Annotated in this window: 16 protein-coding genes; 13 read left to right on the top strand and 3 right to left on the bottom strand. The window is 41.3% G+C overall.

All coding sequences use genetic code 11. From position 1 onward, the window contains the following. Positions 1 to 79 precede the first annotated feature (79 nt). From QL986_RS06590 to QL986_RS06580, 3 genes are all read left to right on the top strand, one after another. Entirely contained in the window at positions 80 to 1,036 is a 957-nt protein-coding gene (locus QL986_RS06590; RefSeq protein ID WP_290191353.1) for a porin, read from the top strand. 11 nt (positions 1,037 to 1,047) lie between these two features. Continuing rightward, on the top strand, positions 1,048 to 2,523 hold the full coding sequence (locus tag QL986_RS06585) for an SLC13 family permease (protein ID WP_028834108.1): 1,476 nt from the start codon (positions 1,048 to 1,050) through the stop codon (positions 2,521 to 2,523). Positions 2,524 to 2,711: 188 nt separating this feature from the next. After that, positions 2,712 to 4,130, top strand: a complete 1,419-nt coding sequence (locus tag QL986_RS06580; RefSeq protein WP_290191352.1) for a coniferyl aldehyde dehydrogenase — start codon at positions 2,712 to 2,714, stop codon at positions 4,128 to 4,130. A 63-nt stretch (positions 4,131 to 4,193) separates the two neighbouring features. Here QL986_RS06580 and QL986_RS06575 read toward each other — a convergent pair whose 3' ends face one another. Then, positions 4,194 to 4,919 (bottom strand): tetratricopeptide repeat protein, encoded by a 726-nt coding sequence (locus QL986_RS06575; protein ID WP_290191351.1) that lies wholly within the window; start codon positions 4,917 to 4,919, stop codon positions 4,194 to 4,196. A 316-nt stretch (positions 4,920 to 5,235) separates the two neighbouring features. Between QL986_RS06575 and QL986_RS06570 the strand changes: the two genes are divergently transcribed. Beyond that, positions 5,236 to 6,099 (top strand): DUF6279 family lipoprotein, encoded by an 864-nt coding sequence (locus QL986_RS06570; protein WP_016899697.1) that lies wholly within the window; start codon positions 5,236 to 5,238, stop codon positions 6,097 to 6,099. Between the two features lie 111 nt (positions 6,100 to 6,210). Continuing rightward, a complete protein-coding gene (locus QL986_RS06565) occupies positions 6,211 to 7,233 on the top strand; it encodes a GGDEF domain-containing protein (protein ID WP_016899698.1) in 1,023 nt (340 codons plus the stop codon). Here the strand turns inward: QL986_RS06565 and QL986_RS06560 are convergent. Then, the gene (locus tag QL986_RS06560) at positions 7,230 to 8,168 is read right to left on the bottom strand and encodes a LysR family transcriptional regulator (RefSeq protein WP_008112392.1); all 939 of its coding nucleotides are present in this window, start codon (positions 8,166 to 8,168) and stop codon (positions 7,230 to 7,232) included. The two genes, QL986_RS06565 and QL986_RS06560, sit on opposite strands and share 4 nt — an antisense overlap. A 118-nt stretch (positions 8,169 to 8,286) precedes the next feature. On the opposite strand from QL986_RS06560, the gene QL986_RS06555 reads away from it, so the two are divergent. From QL986_RS06555 to QL986_RS06535, 5 genes are all read left to right on the top strand, one after another. Then, a complete protein-coding gene (locus tag QL986_RS06555) occupies positions 8,287 to 9,456 on the top strand; it encodes an efflux RND transporter periplasmic adaptor subunit (RefSeq protein ID WP_028834103.1) in 1,170 nt (389 codons plus the stop codon). A gap of 9 nt (positions 9,457 to 9,465) precedes the next feature. Then, on the top strand, positions 9,466 to 12,615 hold the full coding sequence (locus QL986_RS06550; RefSeq protein WP_290191350.1) for a multidrug efflux RND transporter permease subunit: 3,150 nt from the start codon (positions 9,466 to 9,468) through the stop codon (positions 12,613 to 12,615). Continuing rightward, complete coding sequence (locus QL986_RS06545) at positions 12,608 to 14,020, top strand: TolC family protein (RefSeq protein ID WP_290191349.1); 1,413 nt, start codon at positions 12,608 to 12,610, stop codon at positions 14,018 to 14,020. The genes QL986_RS06550 and QL986_RS06545 overlap by 8 nt, the downstream gene beginning before the upstream one ends. Positions 14,021 to 14,028: 8 nt before the next feature. After that, positions 14,029 to 15,054: a zinc-binding dehydrogenase gene (locus tag QL986_RS06540; RefSeq protein WP_058155961.1), complete on the top strand. Its 1,026-nt coding sequence runs from the start codon at positions 14,029 to 14,031 to the stop codon at positions 15,052 to 15,054. Between the two features lie 291 nt (positions 15,055 to 15,345). After that, a complete protein-coding gene (locus QL986_RS06535) occupies positions 15,346 to 17,601 on the top strand; it encodes an acyl-CoA dehydrogenase (protein WP_138765055.1) in 2,256 nt (751 codons plus the stop codon). A gap of 174 nt (positions 17,602 to 17,775) precedes the next feature. Here the strand turns inward: QL986_RS06535 and QL986_RS06530 are convergent, their stop codons facing one another. Continuing rightward, positions 17,776 to 18,744 carry an integron integrase gene (locus QL986_RS06530; protein WP_290191348.1) on the bottom strand — a complete coding sequence of 323 codons (969 nt, stop codon included), beginning with the start codon at positions 18,742 to 18,744 and terminating at the stop codon, positions 17,776 to 17,778. 296 nt (positions 18,745 to 19,040) lie between these two features. On the opposite strand from QL986_RS06530, the gene QL986_RS06525 reads away from it, so the two are divergent. The 3 genes from QL986_RS06525 to QL986_RS06515 all read left to right on the top strand — a co-directional run bounded on the left by QL986_RS06525 (position 19,041) and on the right by QL986_RS06515 (position 21,384). Further along, positions 19,041 to 20,039: an RES family NAD+ phosphorylase gene (locus tag QL986_RS06525; RefSeq protein WP_290191347.1), complete on the top strand. Its 999-nt coding sequence runs from the start codon at positions 19,041 to 19,043 to the stop codon at positions 20,037 to 20,039. 91 nt (positions 20,040 to 20,130) lie between these two features. Next, positions 20,131 to 20,595: an N-acetyltransferase gene (locus QL986_RS06520; RefSeq protein ID WP_290191346.1), complete on the top strand. Its 465-nt coding sequence runs from the start codon at positions 20,131 to 20,133 to the stop codon at positions 20,593 to 20,595. A 99-nt stretch (positions 20,596 to 20,694) separates the two neighbouring features. Beyond that, a complete protein-coding gene (locus tag QL986_RS06515) occupies positions 20,695 to 21,384 on the top strand; it encodes a VIT family protein (protein ID WP_290191345.1) in 690 nt (229 codons plus the stop codon). The last annotated feature ends 78 nt before the right edge of the window (positions 21,385 to 21,462 follow it).

Here is a 21,462-nt window from a genome sequence, read left to right as displayed (position 1 = left end):
TTATTGTTATTTTTTAGTTGGTCATGTTCTTGCTTTGTAGGTGCAGACAACAAGTAGCATCACATAATTAGGACACATAATGAAAAACAATATATTCCAAGGTTCAGTACTTGCTGCGTTATGCAGTGCTGTCACGTTACCTGCAACCACTTTTGCTGCAGACTACACAGTGTATGGTAAAGCCGAAGTACAAATTGCTAATACCGATACAGGCATAATGCGTTACGCTGACGAAGGCACGCAAATAGATGCCCCTTTTTCGCGTATTGGCATTAAAGGTGACCATAAATTAAATGAGTATTTTACCGCGGTATTTAAATACGAAGTTCAAGTAAAAGGTTTTGAACACGACGACACCAATGAGCCTTTTGCAGCACGCAATACTTACCTTGGTCTAAAAGGTGCTTTTGGTGAAGTGGTGGTTGGGCGAAACGACACGCGCTTTAAATATTCAGAAGGTAAGATTGATAATTTTAACGAAACCCAAGCTGATATTGCTCAAGTAATTGCAGGGCAAGACCGCTTAGGCGATACCATCACCTATACCTCTAAGTATTGGCATAACGCGCAGTTTTCATTTACCTATGCGCCAAAAGATGACAACAAAGATAACGAAGCAGGATTTGCTGCTACGCTAATTTACGGCGACCGTAATTTAAATAAAACACCTTACTCTATTTCAATCAGCCATGTTGATTCGCTTAATAACATTAAAGCAAGCCGTATTGTGGGTGTGTATAAGTTTGAAAAATTACAATTAGGGGCATTGTACCAGCATTCAGAATCGATTGACGGCGCTAATTCTGGCAATGGTTATGTACTAAGCGCAAGCTATAAGTTAGACAAATGGGTACCTAAATTACAATTTGCAAAAGATGATTCAAAACTACGTCAAACCTCAGACGCTTCACAGTGGACTACGGGTGTAGATTATGTATTTGACAAGCAAACCACAGCTTACCTTTTATACACTGACCTCGACCTAGAAGAAAATGCTGATAGCAGTGTTGCACTTGGTCTTAAATATAAATTTTAAGGGCTGAACAAATGACAAAACGTATTTTAGAAAATAACGCGAATAAAAAGCCATTTATGCAATGGCTGTTATTGTTACTTGGCCCATGTGTAATGCTACTTACTTGCTTAGTTGAGCCGCCAGTAGGTATGTCGGCGGCAGCATTTAAAACCGCAGGCTTAGCATTTTGGATGGCCTCGTGGTGGGTGAGTGAGGTAGTGCCTATTCCTGCTACTGCGTTACTCCCTTTAGTGATTTCGCCGATTGTTGATATAGCAGCGATAAAAAGTGTTGCAGCGCCTTATGCGCATCCGCTGATCTTTTTATTTTTAGGTGGCTTTTTAATCTCAATAGCGATGGAGCGTTGGGGATTACACAAGCGTATTGCATTAAAAACAATGCTTTATGCGGGTAAAAAACCAAGCTTACAAATTTTAGCGATGATGTTAGTGACTGCATTTTTATCAATGTGGATGTCTAATACCGCTACAGCAGTAATGATGCTACCTATCGCTTTATCTATTACCCATTTAGTTAAAAGCTCAGATCCTAGTAATGAAGGTTTTGGTAAAGCCCTTTTACTGTCGATTGCTTATGGCGCGAGTATTGGCGGTATTGCTACTTTAATCGGTACTCCTCCAAATGCATTAATGGCGGCGTACCTATCAGACAGTTATCAGATTGAAATTGGCTTTGCCGAGTGGATGATTGTTGGTGTGCCTTTAGCGCTCGGTATGTTGCTGATCAGCTGGATTTGGTTAACTAAATTCACTTATAAGGTCGATGCGAATGTACAAGCGAACAAGCGTATTGATACCAAAGCGGTATTCTCTTCACAATTAAAAGACTTAGGCCTAATGCAACGTGCTGAAAAGGGCGTGTTGTTTGTATTTGTGCTTGCCGCTATTTGTTGGATATTTAGACCTTTATTAGGCGATGTTACCGGGCTTAAAATTTCAGATACCGGTATTGCTATTGCTGCAGCATTATTACTGTTTGTACTACCGGCAAATAAAGGCAGCGATGCGCGTATTTTAGATTGGGAAAGTGCCGCTAAAGTGCCGTGGGGTGTGTTGCTTTTATTTGGTGGCGGATTAACACTTGCCTCGCAAATAAAGTCATCAGGATTAGCTGACTACATAGCCAATATGATTGAAGGGGCGAGTACTATTCCATTAGTCATGAGCATTCTTGTTGTGGTTGCGCTGATTACGTTCTTAACTGAAATAACCAGTAATACTGCCACAGCAGCAGGCTTTTTACCACTGCTAGGCCCCGTTGCTGAGTCAGTAACAGGCAGTCCGTTAGTATGGGTTATTCCAGCTGCGATTGCATGTAGTTGTGCGTTTATGATGCCAGTAGCCACACCACCCAATGCGATTGTGTTTGGCTCGGGTGAAATTAAAATGAAAGACATGATCCGTGCTGGCTTTGTGTTAAATATTGTCGCTATTGTTTTAATTACCTTAGTAACAATGACCATAGCAGCCCAAGTTTTTGGTTTTTAATAACCCACTTTAATCAACTAACAAAACAGATAACCGATGCACACAAAAGCAGTGCATCGGTATGCGTTCCAACCAACCTGTTGAGTGTTTTTGCAATCCTTTTCCTCGTGTTGCAAAATCACTCTTTATTGCTCGAGTAACAGAACAAGGTTATAGTCTTGAAAACGTTATAAATCGGGTAGCCTATTTTGAACACTGACACATTATCTACAGGGTCTTTGCGTTCGCAATTTAATGAACTAAAGCATGCTTTTGAAGACACCCCTTATTTACCCATTGAGCAACGTCTTGCTTTACTCAAAAAATTACGCGCTAACATTGTAACGTTAGAGCAAGACTTGATTGCTGCAGTATCTAAAGATTTTGGATACCGAACGGCGTTCGATACCTTAGTGGGGGATATTTTGCCCACCATGCAGGGACTTGCGCATATTATTAAAAAGCTACCTCGATGGTCTAAGCCTAGTCAGCGCAGCGCGGGGTTAAGCTTATGGCCCTCAAAAGTAAGTGTAACCTATCAGCCTATTGGCGTGGTCGGTGTGATTGCACCATGGAACTATCCTATTCAACTAGCATTGGTACCTGTTATTACTGCGATTGCAGCGGGTAACAGGGTGATGTTAAAGCTCAGTGAATTTACGCCTAACACCAATGCCGTTATTGAAAAAATATTTGCAGGTGAATTAAGCCAACACTGCACAATTATTCAAGGTGGTAGCGACGTGGCAAGTGAGTTTTCATCATTGCCATTTGCGCATTTGCTGTTTACAGGCTCGACTGCCGTTGGCAAGTTAGTTATGGCCGCGGCCAGTAAAAATTTAACGCCGGTAACATTAGAGCTCGGCGGAAAATCGCCCGTCATTGTGTTAGAAAAAGCCGATGTAAATAAAGCCGCGCGTGCTTTATTATTTGGAAAAATGGCCAATGCAGGGCAAATATGTGTAGCGCCTGACTACGTGTTTGTTCCTAAAGCATTGGAGCATCAATTCATTAAAGCGCTTTGTACCCATTATAAAAAACACTTTAAGCAAGGCGTAGAAGGCAAAAACCTGACCTCGATTATTAGCCCTGCACATTATCAACGTTTGCTAGGTTATTTAGAGCAAGCACAAGAGCAAGGCGCTAAAATTACTAAACCGCTTGAACAAAACCAGCAAGATGGCGAAAAGCATCGTATGGGTCTGCATATTGTTACGCACATAACAGATGAGATGACATTAATGCAAGAAGAGCTATTTGGTCCCATTTTACCCATTATGAGTTACGACAAATTAGAGGACGTGCTTAATTATATTCGATTACGCGACCACCCATTAGCCCTTTACATTTTAGGTCAAGATAAACAGGCGCAACAGTACCTTATTAAGCAAACACTTAGCGGAACAGTTGCGGTAAACGACACATTAATACAAGTAGCTGCCGATGATGTGCCGTTTGGTGGCGTGGGGCATTCGGGGATGGGGCATTATCATGGTAAAGAAGGTTTTCTCACCTTTAGCCATGCAAAAAATACCTTAGTCTCTGGCTCGGTTAACCCGCGCATTGGTTTATTACTTAAACAAAATAAATTACTGATCAAAGTGCTAAAGTGGCTTTATGTAAAATAGCCTGTAGCGTTTAAAACAAAAAAGCTGAATGAATCACTTCATTCAGCTTTTTTAATAGCTAACTTAAAACAGGCGTCCTTCGCCAGCATACGTTCCCGCTAAAATTTTGGTATAAATTGCATCGGCTTTTTCTTTGGCCTCAGCTACCTCTTTAGGAAGCATAGTACGTTCATCAAGTTTACGGCTGTGACTCGCTTGCATGTTGCCGTTATACTCGGCAATGGTATTCCACACATACGACATTTCAAGATTTTTTGGCATTCCTAAGCCTTCAAAATACATCAGTGCTAAATTAAACTGCGCCAATGTGTAATTATTAGCAGCGGCTTTTTCATACCATGTTCTGGCGGCTTTATAATCTTGGCTAACACCATCGCCATTTGAGTACATTACACCTAAATTATACTGTGCTGCGGGAAGGTTCTTATTTGCAGCTTTTTCGAATAAGGTTATGGCCATTTGTTTGTCTAATTTAACGCCATTACCTTCATCATATAAAACCGCAAGTGCAAACATTGAATCTACATGGCTTTTCTTTACGGCTTGTTGGTACAGCTCAGCTGCTTTGTAATAATCACGGGTAACGCCATGGCCACCTTCGTATAGCTTACCTAATTCGTAAATACCCGGTGCATAGCCTTTGTCAGCTAAATAATTAAACTCTTTAAGTGCTTCTTCAAATTCACCCGCATTAGCAGCTCTGATCCCTTCTTCTAGTCCAGCATGAGCAAGAGGGGTAGCGAGCATAATACCGGCCAGTAGCAGTGCTTTAAAATTAGACTGTGACATAAGCATGTCTCCAAATTAGTTGTCGTTCTATGTAAGCGCCATAAAAGTAAAACTTACCTAGTGAATCTATTCGGGATAGGTAAAAAATTATGAGCTAAATTAATAACGCCAACGTTTATAACCTAGGTATACAAACGTATTAACAAGTAGCTTTAACTATAGCTCAAAAATTCTAAACTTAAGCATATAGTCATGATATAAATTGCGTTAGCTTGCGATTCTATAGAAAAATGAAAAAAATAAAAGCGAGCAATAGCTTACATAATTACTTATGATGATTTTTGGCAACCAAAGCATCATAAAACGGGGTCTGTTAATGTTAAATAATTTAAAAAATATAAAACTAAGCAAAATTATTTTTATAACCAGTTTATTGTTTATTGCCAGTTGTTCTACTTCCTTTGCTTATAACAACCTTGGTTGGCTGTCTTCGTTTTGGATAGACGATTATGTCGACTTAAACAAAAGCCAATCAACGCAGTTAAAAGTGATTATTAATAACACCCGAGATTGGCATCGAGAGGTTGAGTTACCAAAATATAAAGCCGATTTACTCGACTTAAGGCAGTTGCTCGATAAACAAGCCGATACAGCGCAGTTAATGGCAAAAATAACGCAGGTAAAGCAGCATTGGCGCAATTTACTTTTGTACGCGAGTGATCCCTTAATCGAGCTGGCAAAAACGTTAACTCCATCACAACGCAGTGAAATGATAGAAAACATTCGTGAGCAAATTAATAATGAAATAAAAGAGCACGCTTCATTAACCAAAGAGGAGCATCAGCAGTCTCGTTTAGACAGGCAACTAGACTACTACGAACAATGGCTTGGTAAGCTCACCTCAGAGCAGCGAACGCTAGTGTCACAAGCCAACAGTGAATATATCAGTACCAGCAATTTATGGTATGACTATAAACTAACTCGGTTAGGTGCACTTGAAGCACTGTTTAATCAGCAAACCCTTGATGATGCCCAATTTGCGCAGCAGTTACGCACTATCATTACAGAACGAGAGCTGTTTATGAGTGCTGAACTCATTGAGAGAAATGAGGAAAATTTAAGGGCATACGCACAGTTGCTGGTTAAATTAAATCAAACCTTAAGCCCTAAACAAGTCGCACATGTTGATGAGGAATTTGCTGACTTGGTTGGGACAGTTAATGAGCTGCTTACAGAATAGCTGCATTTAACCAATCCTTTTTGCTTATTTTAAAGGGGGTTGTTAAGCATAAAATTGTGATTATTGCATTTCAGGGGTAATATAAACGATTAGTTTTGATTTAAGTTTTTTATGGATATAGCCGCTCTTAATAGCACAAAAATATTACGTAAGCATGTCTTAAAATGGATGTGTTTATTTTTTGGTTTGTTGTCATTTATTTTTGCTGTGTTTAACCTATCAAAAAATCATTTTTATATTGTAGGCGGCTTAGAGGTGTGTTTTTCCGCACTTTGTTTTTATATTTTTATACAATTGGTTAAAAACAAGCAACGAAACTGGTATGCCATAACGGTTTGTATGACTGTAACGCTAGTTATATTATGTGGAACCTTTTTGGCACCACTTAAAAATGGTCTGTTTTTGTGGGCGTTTTCTTTACCCATTTTGTATTATCTACTTCTTGGTCGAAAATACGGTATTGTGTTATCGGCCACACTTTTGGTTATGCAATCATCAGTGTTGCTTTATAAATTACCAAGCCCTTATTTTTCCTCTTTTAACCTAGCGCTCAACTTACTGTTTATTTATATTATTATATGGGTCATTTCTCATGTTTTTGAAGGAAATAGGGCCGAATTTTCGAAGCGACTTAAAAACTTGGCCTTACTTGATCCTCTCACGGGGGCAGGAAACCGTTTATCTATGAGTCATTATTTTGAAGTGGAGATAAAAGACAAGTCACAGTTGTACTTGTTTTTAATTGATCTTGACCACTTTAAACAAATAAATGATGAATACGGCCATGATGTAGGAGATAAAGTGCTGGTTGAGTTGGCAACTCTATTTAGGATTACTTTCGCAAAAGGGTATGTGTTTAGGGTGGGGGGTGAAGAATTTTCTTTAATGAGCAATTTTGATAGTGCACAATCCGCGCTGGCAATGGCTGAAAATCTTAGACAAGCCGTTGCAAATAAATATATTGAAGCCAATGGTATAACCATAAATTTAACAGCCAGTGTTGGCGTTGTTAAGTACCAACAACAAAATTTGACCGAATTAATAGCGCAAGCAGATAAGCAGCTTTATAAGGCGAAAGATGCAGGGCGCAATGCGGTTTTTTCTGATATTAACCTCTGTGCAGATGCGGCTTAATACATTTGATCAAAATTAGGAATACTGTTCTCCCAAATCGGTCTTTCTTTGCCAATGTATTCACGCACGGCATCAAAAAACAATCGTGTTCTTACCGGTAAATCTCGGTGTGGGTATACAGCATACATTGCACTGTGTTCCATTAATTTTACATCGGTAAGTAAGGGCACTAGTTGCCCATCAATCACTTCTTTATCTAAAATAAATGCCGGCGCTAAAAAGTAGGTGGTGCCAGAGAGAGTTTTCATCAGTAATACTTCTGCATCGTTTGCTCTAAACACACTTTTTATTTTTTGCTCGCAGTGCTCGCCAGTGTGGTTATAGTAATTTATGCCTTCTACCCGCAGTGAGTTGCTGGCATAACTGGCCGCTGGCAATTGTGCCAAATCAGTGATTGTTGTTGGCATACCGTATGTTTCTATAAACGCTGGCGCGGCTAATAGTAACAAACGATTACGGGCAATTTTACGAGCAATTAATGATGAGTCTTTGGGTTCACCCACTCTAAACGCTAAATCAAATCCTTCAGATACAATATCAACCAGTCGGTCATCTAAACGCAGTTCTACTTCCACTTGTGGAAAGCGTTTTTGGAAATCGTTGATCACTGGCTGTAAGTAGCGTCGACCTATTAAAGTCGATGCGGTCACTTTTAATACGCCGCGAGGCTCTTGGTGGTAGTTTTCTGCCATGCGCACCGTTTCGCCAAGCAGGCTTCGCAGCTCACCCGCTTTTTTTATCATTTCAGCGCCCGCTGCTGTAAGAGAGAATGAGCGGGTTGTTCTGTTTAATAGTCTTACCCCAAGTTCATCCTCTAACCGACTAATTTGCTTAGAGATCACTGAGCGGTCAATATTTCGTATTTCGGCTGCTTTTGCAAATGAGCCTTGCTCTACCACTTCAAGCAGCATTAATAGTCGACTGGTTGTATCCATTATTTCATCACTTAGTGAGTATTGATGCCATTTTGGCACTAATGAATTTAAAAATCTATTGTTTTTGTCATCAAGTATGTTCCGTATTATGCAATGCTAAATTAAAAGGAGCGTCGTTATGAACAAACACTTAATTGCTACAGCACTATCTGTTGCATTAATCACACTGGCCGGTTGTGCCGATGAAAGTACAGCGCAATCAGCCCCCGCACAGCAACAACAAGCTATTGATGTAGCCGAAGTCTTGGTTAAGCCAGTTCAAAGTTGGCATACCTATACAACACGCTTAGAGTCACCGCAGAAAGTGGCATTAATGCCGCGTGTATCCGGCATTATTGAGCAAATTGAATTTAAAGAAGGGGATAGCGTTAAACAAGGCGATGTATTATTTCGTTTAGACGATCGCTCATTCGCTGCAACCGTTGACAGTTTAAGCGCTCAGGTAAAAAGTGCTCAAGCAGCACTTGAACAAGCAAAAAGCGAAGCATCGCGTGCTGTACGCTTAACTGAGCGAAAAGCCATTTCGACTGAGCAAGCACAAGCGCGTACATCGACTTTACGTCAGCGTGAAGCACAACTTGCTGCACTGCAAGCGCAGCTTAAAGCTGCAAAGCTCGATCTAGAGTTTACGTCAGTGGTTTCTCCTATTGATGGCGTGATTTCTCGCGCAAATATTACCAAAGGTAACAACGTACTTGCAGGGCAAAGCGTGCTTACTTCAATTGTTTCTAATGACAAAATGTACGCTTACTTTGATGTCGATGAACGTACTTGGAATAGCGCATTTGACGAAGTAACAGCTGCAAGCAAACAGCCTGTTGTAATGCAAAAAGTAGGGCAAGACGATTTTAACTATAGCGGCCATATTAACTTTATAGATAATCAAATTAACGCATCTACAGGCACTTTACGCGTTCGTGCGGTATTTGATGATCGCAGTAACGAGCTGCGTTCGGGCTCATTTGCACGCATTAAGTTAGCTGCTAATGCAGTGCGTGAAACTGTCATTATTCCAGACAGAGCCATAGGCACAGATTTAAAAAATCGCTTTGTGTTAACGGTAGGCGAAAATAATGTGCTGCAATATAAATTGGTTACTGTAGGTGAGCGCTATGGATCGTTACGAGCCATCACATCAGGACTTGAGCAAGGCGATATTATTGCTGTAAACGGCCCTGCTCGTGTAGGACCCGGTATGCCGATATCACCAAATAAAGTGGCAATTAATACCCAAGGCGTGGCATTTACGCTAAGTGCTAACCCTGCCGATTTAGTTGCTAAGCAATAAGGTTATTAGATGAAATTTTCACACTTTTTTATACAGCGACCGATTTTTGCGGCCATGCTGTCGTTGATTATTTTAATTGCAGGTAGCATTTCATTATTTCAGCTGCCTGTCAGTGAATACCCAGAAGTCGTACCACCGACAGTGGTTGTGACTGCCAGTTATCCAGGTGCGAACCCGACGGTTATTGCACAAACAGTGGCAACACCGCTTGAGCAAGAAATAAATGGCACCGAAAACATGCTGTATATGTTTTCACAAGCAACCAGTGACGGACGTATGACGCTCACTGTGACATTTGCGTTAGGCACTGATTTAGACCGTGCCCAAGTGCAAGTGCAAAACCGAGTAAATAGTGCGCTGCCGCGTTTGCCACAAGAAGTGCAACGTTTAGGGGTTGTTGCTGAAAAATCATCACCCGATTTAACCATGGTGGTGCATTTATATTCACCTCAAAACAGCCATGACACCGCGTATTTATCAAATTATGCCGATTTAAATATTAAAGATGAAATAGCGCGTTTACCTGGTGTGGGTGATATTCGTTTATTTGGTGGCGGTAAATATGCAATGCGAGTTTGGCTTAACCCAGATGCGCTAGCATCACGTGAGCTTACTGCAAGTGACGTGGTCAATGCACTACGCTCGCAAAATCAGCAAGTTGCAGCAGGTAGTTTAGGTGCGCAACCGATTTCAAATGACAGTCAGTTCCAAATTCTATTAAACGTCAAAGGACGCCTTAATAGCATTGAAGAGTTTAAACAAGTCATTATTAAAGTTGGGGAGCAAGGGCAGCTTACGCGTTTGTCAGACGTGGCACGTGTTGATTTAGGCCAAGATTCTTATGCATTGCGTGCTGAGCTTGATAATCAACCCGCTTTAGCGATGCCAATATTTCAACGCCCAGGGTCAAATGCCATTGAGCTCTCTGATCAGGTGCGTGAAACCATGGCACGCTTATCAAAAGACTTTCCAGCAGGTGTTGAATACGACATTGTTTATGATCCAACGGTATTTGTGCGTGGTTCAATTGATGCGGTGATCGCCACTTTACTCGAAGCAATCGTGCTGGTGGTGATTGTGGTTATTGTATTTTTACAAACCTGGCGCGCGTCTATTATTCCATTAATTGCGGTGCCTATTTCACTCATTGGTACGTTTGCCGTAATGCAGTGGCTTGGAGTGTCTATTAATACCTTATCGCTATTTGGTTTAGTACTGGCAATCGGTATTGTGGTTGATGACGCAATTGTGGTTGTAGAAAATGTTGAGCGAAACATAGAAGATGGCTTATCACCGCTTGAAGCCACCCGCGTGGCAATGACGGAAGTAACCGGCCCTATTATTGCGATTGCATTAGTATTATGTGCGGTATTTATTCCGACGGCTTTTATTACTGGGCTTTCAGGGCAGTTTTATAAACAATTTGCATTAACCATTACGATTTCAACGGTAATTTCGGCGTTTAACTCATTAACGCTGTCGCCAGCACTGGCCGCTTTATTGTTAAAATCACATGATGCCGAGCCTGATGCGTTTACCCGCGTGCTTAATAAATTATTTGGCCGTTGGTTATTTCAACCTTTTAACCGCGTGTTTGACCGTGGTGCTAAAGGGTATGAAAAGCTGGTACAAAAGCTTATTCGTATGAGTGTTGTGGTTATGGTTGCGTATATTGCTTTAGTTGGCGGTACGATTAAATTGTTTGATGCGGTGCCGGGTGGCTTTATTCCACAACAAGATAAGCAATACTTAGTCGCTATTGCGCAGTTACCTGACGCTGCCAGTTTAGACCGTACAGAAGCGGTGGTAAAACAAATGCAGCAAATTGCATTAGAGGTACCTGGGGTTGCGAACACGGTAGCGTTTCCTGGTCTTTCAGTGAATGGTTTTACTAATAGCCCAAATAGCGGCATCGTATTTACGCCACTGGCGCCTTTTGCAGAGCGTACTGATCCGAGTATGTCGGCTTCGGCTATTGCAGCGCAACTAAACCAACGTTTTGCGGCCATTGATGAAGCCTTTGTCGCTGTGTTTCCGCCACCGCCAATTCAAGGTCTTGGCACTACAGGTGGCTTTAAACTGCAAATTGAAGATAGAGCTAACAAAGGCTTTGAAGCCTTATTTAACAGTTTGCAATCAGTGATTGCTGCGGCGCAAAAAGATCCAGCGTTAATGGGGCTGTATTCAAGCTTTAGAATTCAAGTACCACAAATGGATATTGATATTGACCGTGAGCAAGCGCTTATTCAAGGCATTCCATTAGATGAAGTGTTTAACTCGTTGCAAATTTATTTAGGCTCAGTGTATGTAAACGACTTTAATTTGTTTGGTCGTACTTATCAGGTTAATGCCCAAGCTGATGCTGATTTTAGGGTTGATCCAGAGCAAATACTAAACCTAAAAGTGCGTAATCGTGCCGGTAATATGGTGCCACTAGGCTCAGTATTAACGGTAACGCCTACTATTGGTCCTGATCGTGTAATGCATTACAACGGCTACCCAAGTGCAGAGCTTAATGGCAGCCCAGCGCCTGGTTATAGTTCTGATCAAGCGCAATTGGCGATTGAAGCTGTACTAGCAAAAACATTGCCTACTGGCATTGAATATGAGTGGACTGAGGTAACGTACCAGCAAGTATTAGCCGGTAATACCATGGTGTATGTATTCCCTCTGGTTGTATTACTCGTGTTTATGGTACTGGCAGCACAGTATGAAAGCTTACGTTTACCACTGGCCATTATTTTAATTGTACCTATGACTATTTTCTCAGCGTTATTAGGAGTGTGGTTTGTAGGTTCAGACAACAACATATTTACCCAAATAGCGTTGATTGTACTGGTCGCATTGGCTTCTAAAAATGCCATCCTTATGGTGGAATTTGCTAAAGATAAGCATGACACTGGGTTATCGCACTTTGAGGCGATGTTAGCGGCGTGTCGATTACGTTTACGCCCAATTTTAATGACATCAATTGCCTTTACCGCAGGTGTTATACCGCTTGTATTGGCAACCGGTGCTGGAGCAGAAATGCGTCATGCCATGGGTAATGCGGTGTTCTCGGGTATGATTGGTGTAACTGTGTTTGGACTATTATTTACACCGGTGTTTTATATGCTGGTGGTAAAAAAGCCGCGCGTTGAGGAGTCTTCACATGACTAAATTTAACCTAAGCGCCCTTAAATTATCGCCATGGCTGAGTTCTGTATTAGCGGTTGCTGTGTTATCAGGTTGTGCGAGTAAAATTGACACAGCCGCTCAGCAACAACAGATTAATGAGTTTGTTGCCAAGGCAATATCTGCAGAGCAATTTATGGGTGAAGATGAGCAAAACTGGTGGCGCAAGCTGGGCTCAACGCAGCTAAACCAACTGGTGAGCAACGCACTTGCTAATAATTACGACTTACAAACTAGTCAGCTGGTATTAAAAAGTGCTTTGGCGCGTATTGGCGAGCAACAAGCGCAATACTTACCGCAAGGAGGTATTGAGATTGGTGCAAAGCGAAGCGGGCTAGGCAATACCAATAGCCGACAATCAAGTGCGAATGTAGCACTTGATTGGCAGCTCGACTTATTTGGTCGAATTACTGCATTAGTCGATGCCGCGAATTCACAAGCAATGAGCCAAGCTGAGCAAGTTAGGTTATTGCAAATTGAAGTGGTGTCGGCTGTGGTTAAAGGCTTTGTGAGTTATCAAGGTAATCTGCAAAAGCAGCAAATTATTGAGATGCAAATAGAAGCGCTTGAACAAAGCATTCAAGTGCTACAGGCCCAAGTTGATGAAGGTGTGGCTAATGAGCTCGACTTAAACCGCACTATGGCGCAACTTAGACAGCAGCAAGCCTTGGTACCGGCAATTGAATATGCCAAGTACCGTGACTTATCTACTTTGGCCGTATTAAGCGCGCAAACTACGCAATCACTGAGTATTAATGATGAACGTACTATATTAACTAAGGCATTTGCGGTGTCATTGGCAAAGCCTAATGATGCAATAGCATTAAGACCTGATATAAGTCGTGCTTTATTTGATTTTAGCCAAGCAAATAGCCTGAGTGTAGCAGCCAGCAAAGCTTTATTGCCGGATATTAGCTTAAGCGGCTTTGCAGGCGTGTTAAGTTTAGGGAGCAAAGGTTTTAGTGATACCCAGCAGCAATGGCAAGTAGCGCCGCAATTGCAGTGGTCATTATTAAGTTACCCTGCGCTTTTAGCACAACGCGATGCGCAGCAGTTTTTAAGCCAAGCGGCGTATACCGATTACCAGCAAGTGGTATTAAAAGCGATTAACGAGAGTGAACTTTCTCTGCAATTATTGGTCAATCAAGCACAGCAATCGCGCTTTGCTGATGAGCGTTATCAATTTGCTAATAATGCATTTTTACAAGCACAAGCAATGTACGAAGAAGGGCAAATTCCTTACTTAGAGTTGTTAGATGCGCGTCAGGATGTTTTAATAGCGCAAGAAAATGCCGTTGATTCAACTATTTCATCGCTACTTGCCAAAGTAAATGCCTACCAGTCATTTAATGGGCGATGGAGTTACGCGTTAAGTAATACTAACAAGTAGAGTTTTTGATGCCTAATACTGCAGATACAAACCCAAATACTATTCCTACATTAATGCGTTCTATTGTGTTAAATGAGCCCAATGAGGATATTAACTTATCGGATACTCAGTTACCTGTGCCTCAGTGCACAGGTAATGAGCTATTAGTAAAAGTAGAGTACGTTGGTTTAAACCCGGTGGATGCACAATTTGCCAAGTCTGGCTTTTGTACGTGGCAATACCCGCATGTTTTAGGCTTGGATGCAGTGGGAACAGTGGTTAAAGCCGGTAAAGGTATTTTTCCGGGGGTAGGGGAGCGTGTTATGTGGCACGCCAGCGTAGGTGAGCAAGGGGTACTGAGCGAATACGCAAAAGTGCCTAATTATGCGGTGTCTATCATTCCTCAGCAATTAGCCAGTGACAAAGCTGCAACTTTACCCTGCGCCGGAATGGCGGCATTGATCAGCTTAGATAAACTATCAGTAACGGAGGGCGATACACTTTTTGTTGAAGGTGGTGCTGGCGCTGTAGGGCAATTTGCTATTCAGTTTGCCAAACAGCGCGGTGCAGATGTATTTACCACCGCCTCTAAGCGCAATCATAAGTTAGTTAAGCAACTCGGCGCCGATGTGGTCTTTGATTACAACGATAAAGCCTTATGTGACAAAATTCGTCGAGAGTTAGGTCCACAAGGGTTTGACGCTGTTATTGATATTATGGGTGGGGAATCGACCATTCAAAATATCGAACTAATGCGTTTTTGTGGTCGTATTGCTTGTTTAAATCCACTCCCTAACTTCGAACAGCAGCTAATGTATCGGCGTGCGCCTAATATTAGTATTGTCTCCTTAGGAGGTGCGTGGCTAGCTAACAGCTTATGTGCGCAGCAGCGGATGAGTTTCATGGGCAATTTGTTGCTTGAAACGGTAGCAAATGGCGAGATAATTCCTCCAAAAGTTTTAGCTGTTGATTTTAATGCAAACGCTGTTTCGGCTGCATTAAATAACCAGTTAGCAGGTGGGTTTACTGGCAAACAGGTAGTTAAAATAAGTTAGACTCGATTTAATCTCTCGCTTTTAAAAAACGCAGCTTAATTTTAAGCTGCGTTTTTTGTTTTTAGCCTCTCCTAAAACAGGCTTTGATTGCCTTGGTGGTCTGAATTATTAATTTTTTAACAAAAAAATTAATTTTCAGCGTACAAGTGTAAGGCTTTCTATTTCAACAGTTTACGTTCAGGTAAAGAAAATAAATTGCAAAAACTGTTAATTAATTGAATAGAGTAATTGATCTAAAGCGATTTTTATGACGTAATGTAGGTATTATTTATCTGGTCGGATGAGTTCGTTATGAGTTTACGTACAAAATTAAAAAAAGTATTACCAAGCATTTCAGTTACTGAGCAAGAAGCGCTAGACGCTGGCGATGTATGGCTAGAAGGGTCTATCTATCGAGGTAAACCAGATTTCAGCGCGCTACGCGATGTACCTGCGGCTAAATTAACCGCAGACGAGCAAGCGTTCCTAGATGGCCCAGTACAAGAATTACTTGGCATGATTGACGATTCAGTCATTCAAAATGGTATTCATTTACCAAACGACATTTTAGAGTTTTTGAAAAAAGAGCGTTTCTTCTCGCTGATCATCCCTAAATCGTTTGGCGGTTTAGAGTTCAGCCCATACGCTAACTCAACAATTGTAGGTACAATTGCTACTAAAAGCTCAGCGGTTGCGGTAACCGTAATGGTACCAAACTCGTTAGGCCCGGGTGAGTTACTTCTTCACTTTGGTACAGAGGAGCAACAGGCACACTACTTACCACGTCTTGCAAATGGTACAGACATTCCATGTTTTGCATTAACAAGCCCAGAAGCAGGCTCTGATGCAGGCGGTATTCCAGATGTAGGTACCGTAACTAAAGGTATGTACAAAGGCGAAGAAGTACTTGGTTTAGAAATTACGTGGGACAAACGCTACATTACACTAGCACCTATTGCTACTGTACTTGGTTTAGCGTTTAAAGTGGTTGACCCTGATGGTTTACTAGGTGGTAAAGAAAACCTAGGTATTACCTGTGCACTTATTCCAAAAGAGCACCCTGGTGTAGAGCTTGGTAATCGTCATGATCCTATGGGTATCCGTTTTTACAACGGTACTACACGTGGTAACAAAGTATTTGTACCAATGGACTTTATTATCGGTGGTCAGAAAAACATCGGTCGCGGTTGGCAAATGCTAGTTAGCTGTTTAGGCGCAGGGCGTGGTATTTCATTACCAGCACTGGGCGTAAGTACTGCCCAAGTTGCATTTAAATCAGCTTCTGAGTATGCAGCAGTGCGTGAACAGTTTGGTTTATCAATTGGTCAATTTGAAGGTATTCAAGAAAAGCTAGCTGACATTGCAGGTAAAACATACCTACAAGAAGCAATGCGTGTACTGACAACTGAAGGTTTAGGCATGGGCTTAAAACCATCGGTAGTGACTGCAATCGCTAAATACCATATGACAGAGCTTGGTCGTGATGTGCTTGACTCAGCAATGGATATTCAAGCGGGTAAAGCGATTCAGAATGGTCCTCAAAACACGCTTGCTAGCGGTTATGTGGCGCAGCCAATTGCCATTACGGTAGAGGGTGCGAACATTCTTACTCGTAACCTGATGATCTTTGGCCAAGGTGTTATGCGTTGTCACCCATACTTACAATCTATGGTTGAGTCTATCCACAGCGATGACAAAAACGCAGATGCAGAATTTAACGGTATTTTACGTAAGACGATTGGCTACAGCACAGCAAATAGCTTACGTGCATTCCGTTTAGGTGTATTACCGTTTACTGCTGGTGCAAACTCAGCACTACCAGAAGTACGTGACTACGAAAAAGCAGTACATAAACTATCAGCTAAATTAGCTGTGTATGCTGACTTCTCGTTACTAGTACTAGGCGGTAAGTTAAAGCAAGCTGAAATGCTTTCAGCACGCTTAGGCGATGTAATGAGTTTCTTATATGCAGCTATGGCATCTATTAAGTATTACGAGCAAAAAGTAGCAAGTAGTGAGCGCGAGCAAGCGGCTCCTTACTTCCATTATGCGACTCGTTTTGCATTACAAAGTGCTGAAGAAGCATTGCACAAGTTCCTAGATAACTTCCCTGCAAGTGGTACTCGTAAGTTCATTCGTTTCATTACCATGAACTACTCAACTAAAATGCCAAAAATCAGCGATGATTTAATTCGTGAATTAGCGAAACAAGCTCAGCTTGATACAGCATTTAAAGCGCAAATTACCCATTTAGTTAAGCCAATTGAAGGTGATGGTCATCACATCAACGAGCAAGCTTACAAAGCTAAAATGGCATCACTTGAGCTATTAGCTAAAGTGAAAAAAGCGCTACGTGCTAAAACCTTTAAGCCGGGTACGCGTTTTTCAATCACGCTTGAAAATGCACTTGCTGCAAAAGTAATTAACGACGCTGAATTTGTTCAGTTAAGTGATTACAACAAAAAACGTGAAAAAGCGATTCGTGTTGACGAGTTCGACTTCGATATGAACATCCTAGACGACAACGCACAGCCAGTTAATCCGCTTAAAAGCGTGGTTAACCAATAAAATTCAATAATGCAAAGCGCCTGCAGTTTAGGCGCTTTTATTGATACAAAATTAGTGTGGAGTCCTGCTTGAGTAACATCAAGCGGGGCTTTTTTATGGGTTTTCAAAGTAGAAATAGATAGCGGTATTGGTCTTAAAGCGAATATGTATGCACAGAGGATTAAAAAGAGACGCTTATAATCTTGAAAAAGGGCTAACAACCCCGTTGGCACCTTGTTGCAGTACATGGGTATATATTTGTGTGGTTTTAACATCAGAATGGCCAAGCTGAGCTTGAACAGTTCTGATATCGGCGCCATTTTGCAATAGATGCGTTGCAAATGAATGACGCAAGGTATGCGGTGTTATTATTTTTGTTAATCCTGATTTTTGGACGGCTTTTTTCACCTCTTTTCTAATACAAGAGTGATGAAAATGATGTCGTCTTATTTCACCACTTTGAGGATCTGAACTTAATATATGAGAAGGAAATAAATACTGCCACGCAAGCGATTTTGCGGCACTTGGATATTTTTTTGTTAAAGCATATGGCATCCATACGCCAGAATATTCCGTATTATTTAAATCCAGTTTTAAATAGTCATCAACGTTCAAAATTTGATTTCTCAGCATAGGTATTAGCTCTGTGGCCAGCGTAACAATGCGGTGTTTATTACCTTTTCCATTCCATACTTGAATGCATTTATAATCAAAATCAATATCTTTCACCCTTAATTGCACCGCTTCCATTACTCTTAAGCCACTTCCATACATGAGGGCTGCAATTAAATAATAGCGCTTATTTAAATGAGCCATCAACATTTTAACTTCCTCTGGGGTCATAACTACAGGGAGCTTTGCTTGTTTTTTACTATGGGCAAAATTTAAGTTTAACGACAGTTCATTTTTTATTATATGCTTGTATAAAAATGACAATGAATTGAGTGCTGTGGCTTGCGTTCGTGGTGCAACATTTTGCTTTAACACTAAGTGTTCTAGATAGCGTTCGACTTCATTGTCCCCCATTGAGGCGGGGTGGCGTTTATTATGAAAATGGATATAAGATGCAATCCACCTTAGGTAGGTATCTACGGTGCGTAATGAATATTGACGAACTAGCATATATTCAGCTATGTAATTTAAAAATGGGGAACGTGTTTTCATACTATTACCAATAATGGTGCTGTTTTTATATACAGTGTAGTTGTGATGCTCACATATTCAAGAAAATGAGCGGCGAGCGCATTTTCTCTTTTATTGAGAGTTTGAGTGCTAATAAAAAAATATATATAGCAATGTGTTAAGTTATTTGGTAAAAATGATTTATAAAATACATGAGCGTATCGTTGGCAGAAATATGCGCGATGAGCGCACTATAAAATTGTTAGGTTTTAGAAGCAGGAGATCACATCATCAACCACATTGCCTGTTCAGAATGTTTCGAAGACCAGGGGTTACGCTTGGATGCGTGGCGCCTTGGAAATGAAGAAAAATCCAATTGCCCAAATTGTACTAACCCTGAAGGAAGAAAACTTAGTGAGGAATCACTAAGCAAACTTGCTCACAGATTTTTTGTTTGGGGATCACTTCAGAAATGTGATTTTGGAGCCGCGCCAGTAATCCAGTTCAATGAACATCAGAAAACTTCCATTGATGTGTCGCAATGGATGAAAAATGACATTCAGTTGTTCGAAAAACTACTAGGAGTGGGGTTCTTTCACTATGGGCCAAGATTATGGATGATTGGAGAAATTGAGCCGCTGAAAGAACTTCAGGATCAAAAGAATCAGCATGAAATAATCGAACGAATATTTGAAGAGTACCCTACAAGAACTTTAGATATCTTTCATGAGTTGTATCGAATTAGAAAATCACCCAAATCCCCAGAATCTGAATGTGAGTACGACAGCCCTCCTCTAGAGTTTGCAGGTTCTGGCAGGCTGGATGATCATGAGTTCCCAGCACTATATACCTCAGAAGATTTAGATGTTTGCTTGCATGAGTGCCGAGTTACAGCTGAAGATGATATCTATTTGGCTACACTTCAGCCGGTCACGCAATTGAAAATGCTAGACCTTACTGTACTTATCAAGGAAGAGCATGTCACAGAGTTTGAAAGTTTAGATCTCGCTATTCATATGCTTTTCTTAGCCTCTTCACATGCCTACCCAATAACGAGGAAGATATCTCGGGTGGCAAAGGAAAGAGGGTATGACGGTATTATTTACCCATCATATTTTAGCTTGCTACGCCTTGGTATTATGCCCTTTCAGACGACTTACGGGCTGTCGCATAGAAGAATTCCTCAATATCAAGAGTATGAACAACATACTGCTATTCCAAATGCTGCATTATTTGGTCATCCGATTGCAGAGGAAAAGCTTAAAGTAAAATGTATAAATAGGCTTGTTTTGAGTCAGGTGTCTTATGATGTTCGATTTGGCCCTGTCAGAAATTGAGCAGGAAAAACCTAACAAAGCGCTGCTGCCGGACAACTTTTCCGCTGCGCTCCGAAGTTGCCGCAGAGCGCGGCGTTAGAAGTATTGAGATATGAGTGAAATCGAATTTTTGTGTTTTAATCAAGTGAATCCAGAAGACTTCATGGCAGTCGTCAATGAGGATTCTCTGAGAACACATTTAATCGATCATCCATATTTTGATGCCACCAGCCTCCAAGCGTGGATGGAAGATAAAATTAAAGTGGATGCGGTAAAGGGCCGTCGTATTCGGGCAGTTTATATAGGTGGGGTATTAGCCGGTTGGTGTGGAATTCAGCCAGATGATAATGGCTTTGAATTAGCTATTGTTATCTCACAAAAATTCTGGGGTTTTGGTATTCCAATTTTTAAAGTGCTTATGTGTTGGGCTAACGAGTTAGGGCATAAAGAAATACTATTTCATTTACTCGAAAGTAGGCCTGAGTACAAGGCACTAAGTAAAATGGCCACTAAGGTTCATAAAACAGAACAATTAGGTCGGCATTTTACAACTTACCATATTCCAGTAGGTAAATAATGAGCAAAAAACTTCTAACAAGTGCGTGCACGGGATGTCAAAAAGCTGCGCTTTTCGCCACCCGTGACGCAGGCGTTAGCTGAATAATCGAGGTAACAAATGACTCATCATGAAATACACAGATCGCATAGAGTAGGTTGGTTGCGAGCGGCAGTTTTGGGAGCCAATGATGGTATTGTATCTACAGCTAGTCTTATTATTGGGGTAGCAGCAGCGAGCTCCTCACAAGAAAGCATTCTTTTGGCTGGCATTGCTGGCTTAGTTGCCGGCGCTATGTCTATGGCGGCAGGTGAGTATGTATCCGTTAGCTCACAGTCAGATACAGAAAATGCTGACCTTACGCTAGAAAAAGAATCATTAGCCAATAATTTTGAGTTTGAAAAAGATGAACTTGCAAAAATATACCAAAATAGAGGGCTTGAACCTATTTTGGCAGAAAAAGTAGCTGAACAGTTAATGGCTCATGATGCGCTTGGGGCACATGCCAGAGATGAAATAGGTATATCAGAAACAGTTAGTGCACAGCCAGTTCAAGCAGCTTTTTATTCGGCTGGTACATTTACAGTAGGAGCAGCACTTCCATTATTAGTGGCTTGGGTTATTCCTGGAAACTTATTGATAACTGCTGTCTCTATTTTATCTCTATTATTCCTAGCTTTTCTTGGCGGGCTTGCCGCTCGTGCTGGTGGTGCATCAATTACTGTTGGTGCTTTTAGGGTAACTTTTTGGGGTGCTCTTGCTATGGGTTTAACTGCTGTAGTAGGTAGTGTCTTTGGCGTTGTTGCTTGACTAGCAATTTTCCAATGGCACTCTTTTCTCTAAATTCAGCTAATCGGGTAGCCGGAGGTCTCTAACCTCCAGCCCCCA

Origin of the sequence: Pseudoalteromonas sp. APC 3250 (assembly GCF_030407915.1) — a bacterium.
GTDB classification, from domain to species: Bacteria; Pseudomonadota; Gammaproteobacteria; order Enterobacterales; family Alteromonadaceae; genus Pseudoalteromonas; species Pseudoalteromonas tetraodonis.
This window is presented reverse-complemented; position numbering and strand designations above follow the sequence as displayed.

Bases quoted from the DNA above. Each gene is read 5' to 3' on its own strand.
- QL986_RS06590 (WP_290191353.1), top strand. From the start codon at position 80: ATGAAAAACAATATATTCCAAGGTTCAGTACTTGCTGCGTTATGCAGT.
- QL986_RS06585 (WP_028834108.1), top strand. From the start codon at position 1,048: ATGACAAAACGTATTTTAGAAAATAACGCGAATAAAAAGCCATTTATG.
- QL986_RS06575 (WP_290191351.1), bottom strand. From the start codon at position 4,919: ATGTCACAGTCTAATTTTAAAGCACTGCTACTGGCCGGTATTATGCTC.
- QL986_RS06570 (WP_016899697.1), top strand. From the start codon at position 5,236: ATGTTAAATAATTTAAAAAATATAAAACTAAGCAAAATTATTTTTATA.
- QL986_RS06565 (WP_016899698.1), top strand. From the start codon at position 6,211: ATGGATATAGCCGCTCTTAATAGCACAAAAATATTACGTAAGCATGTC.
- QL986_RS06560 (WP_008112392.1), bottom strand. From the start codon at position 8,168: ATGGATACAACCAGTCGACTATTAATGCTGCTTGAAGTGGTAGAGCAA.
- QL986_RS06555 (WP_028834103.1), top strand. From the start codon at position 8,287: ATGAACAAACACTTAATTGCTACAGCACTATCTGTTGCATTAATCACA.
- QL986_RS06550 (WP_290191350.1), top strand. From the start codon at position 9,466: ATGAAATTTTCACACTTTTTTATACAGCGACCGATTTTTGCGGCCATG.
- QL986_RS06545 (WP_290191349.1), top strand. From the start codon at position 12,608: ATGACTAAATTTAACCTAAGCGCCCTTAAATTATCGCCATGGCTGAGT.
- QL986_RS06540 (WP_058155961.1), top strand. From the start codon at position 14,029: ATGCCTAATACTGCAGATACAAACCCAAATACTATTCCTACATTAATG.
- QL986_RS06535 (WP_138765055.1), top strand. From the start codon at position 15,346: ATGAGTTTACGTACAAAATTAAAAAAAGTATTACCAAGCATTTCAGTT.
- QL986_RS06530 (WP_290191348.1), bottom strand. From the start codon at position 18,744: ATGAAAACACGTTCCCCATTTTTAAATTACATAGCTGAATATATGCTA.
- QL986_RS06520 (WP_290191346.1), top strand. From the start codon at position 20,131: ATGAGTGAAATCGAATTTTTGTGTTTTAATCAAGTGAATCCAGAAGAC.
- QL986_RS06515 (WP_290191345.1), top strand. From the start codon at position 20,695: ATGACTCATCATGAAATACACAGATCGCATAGAGTAGGTTGGTTGCGA.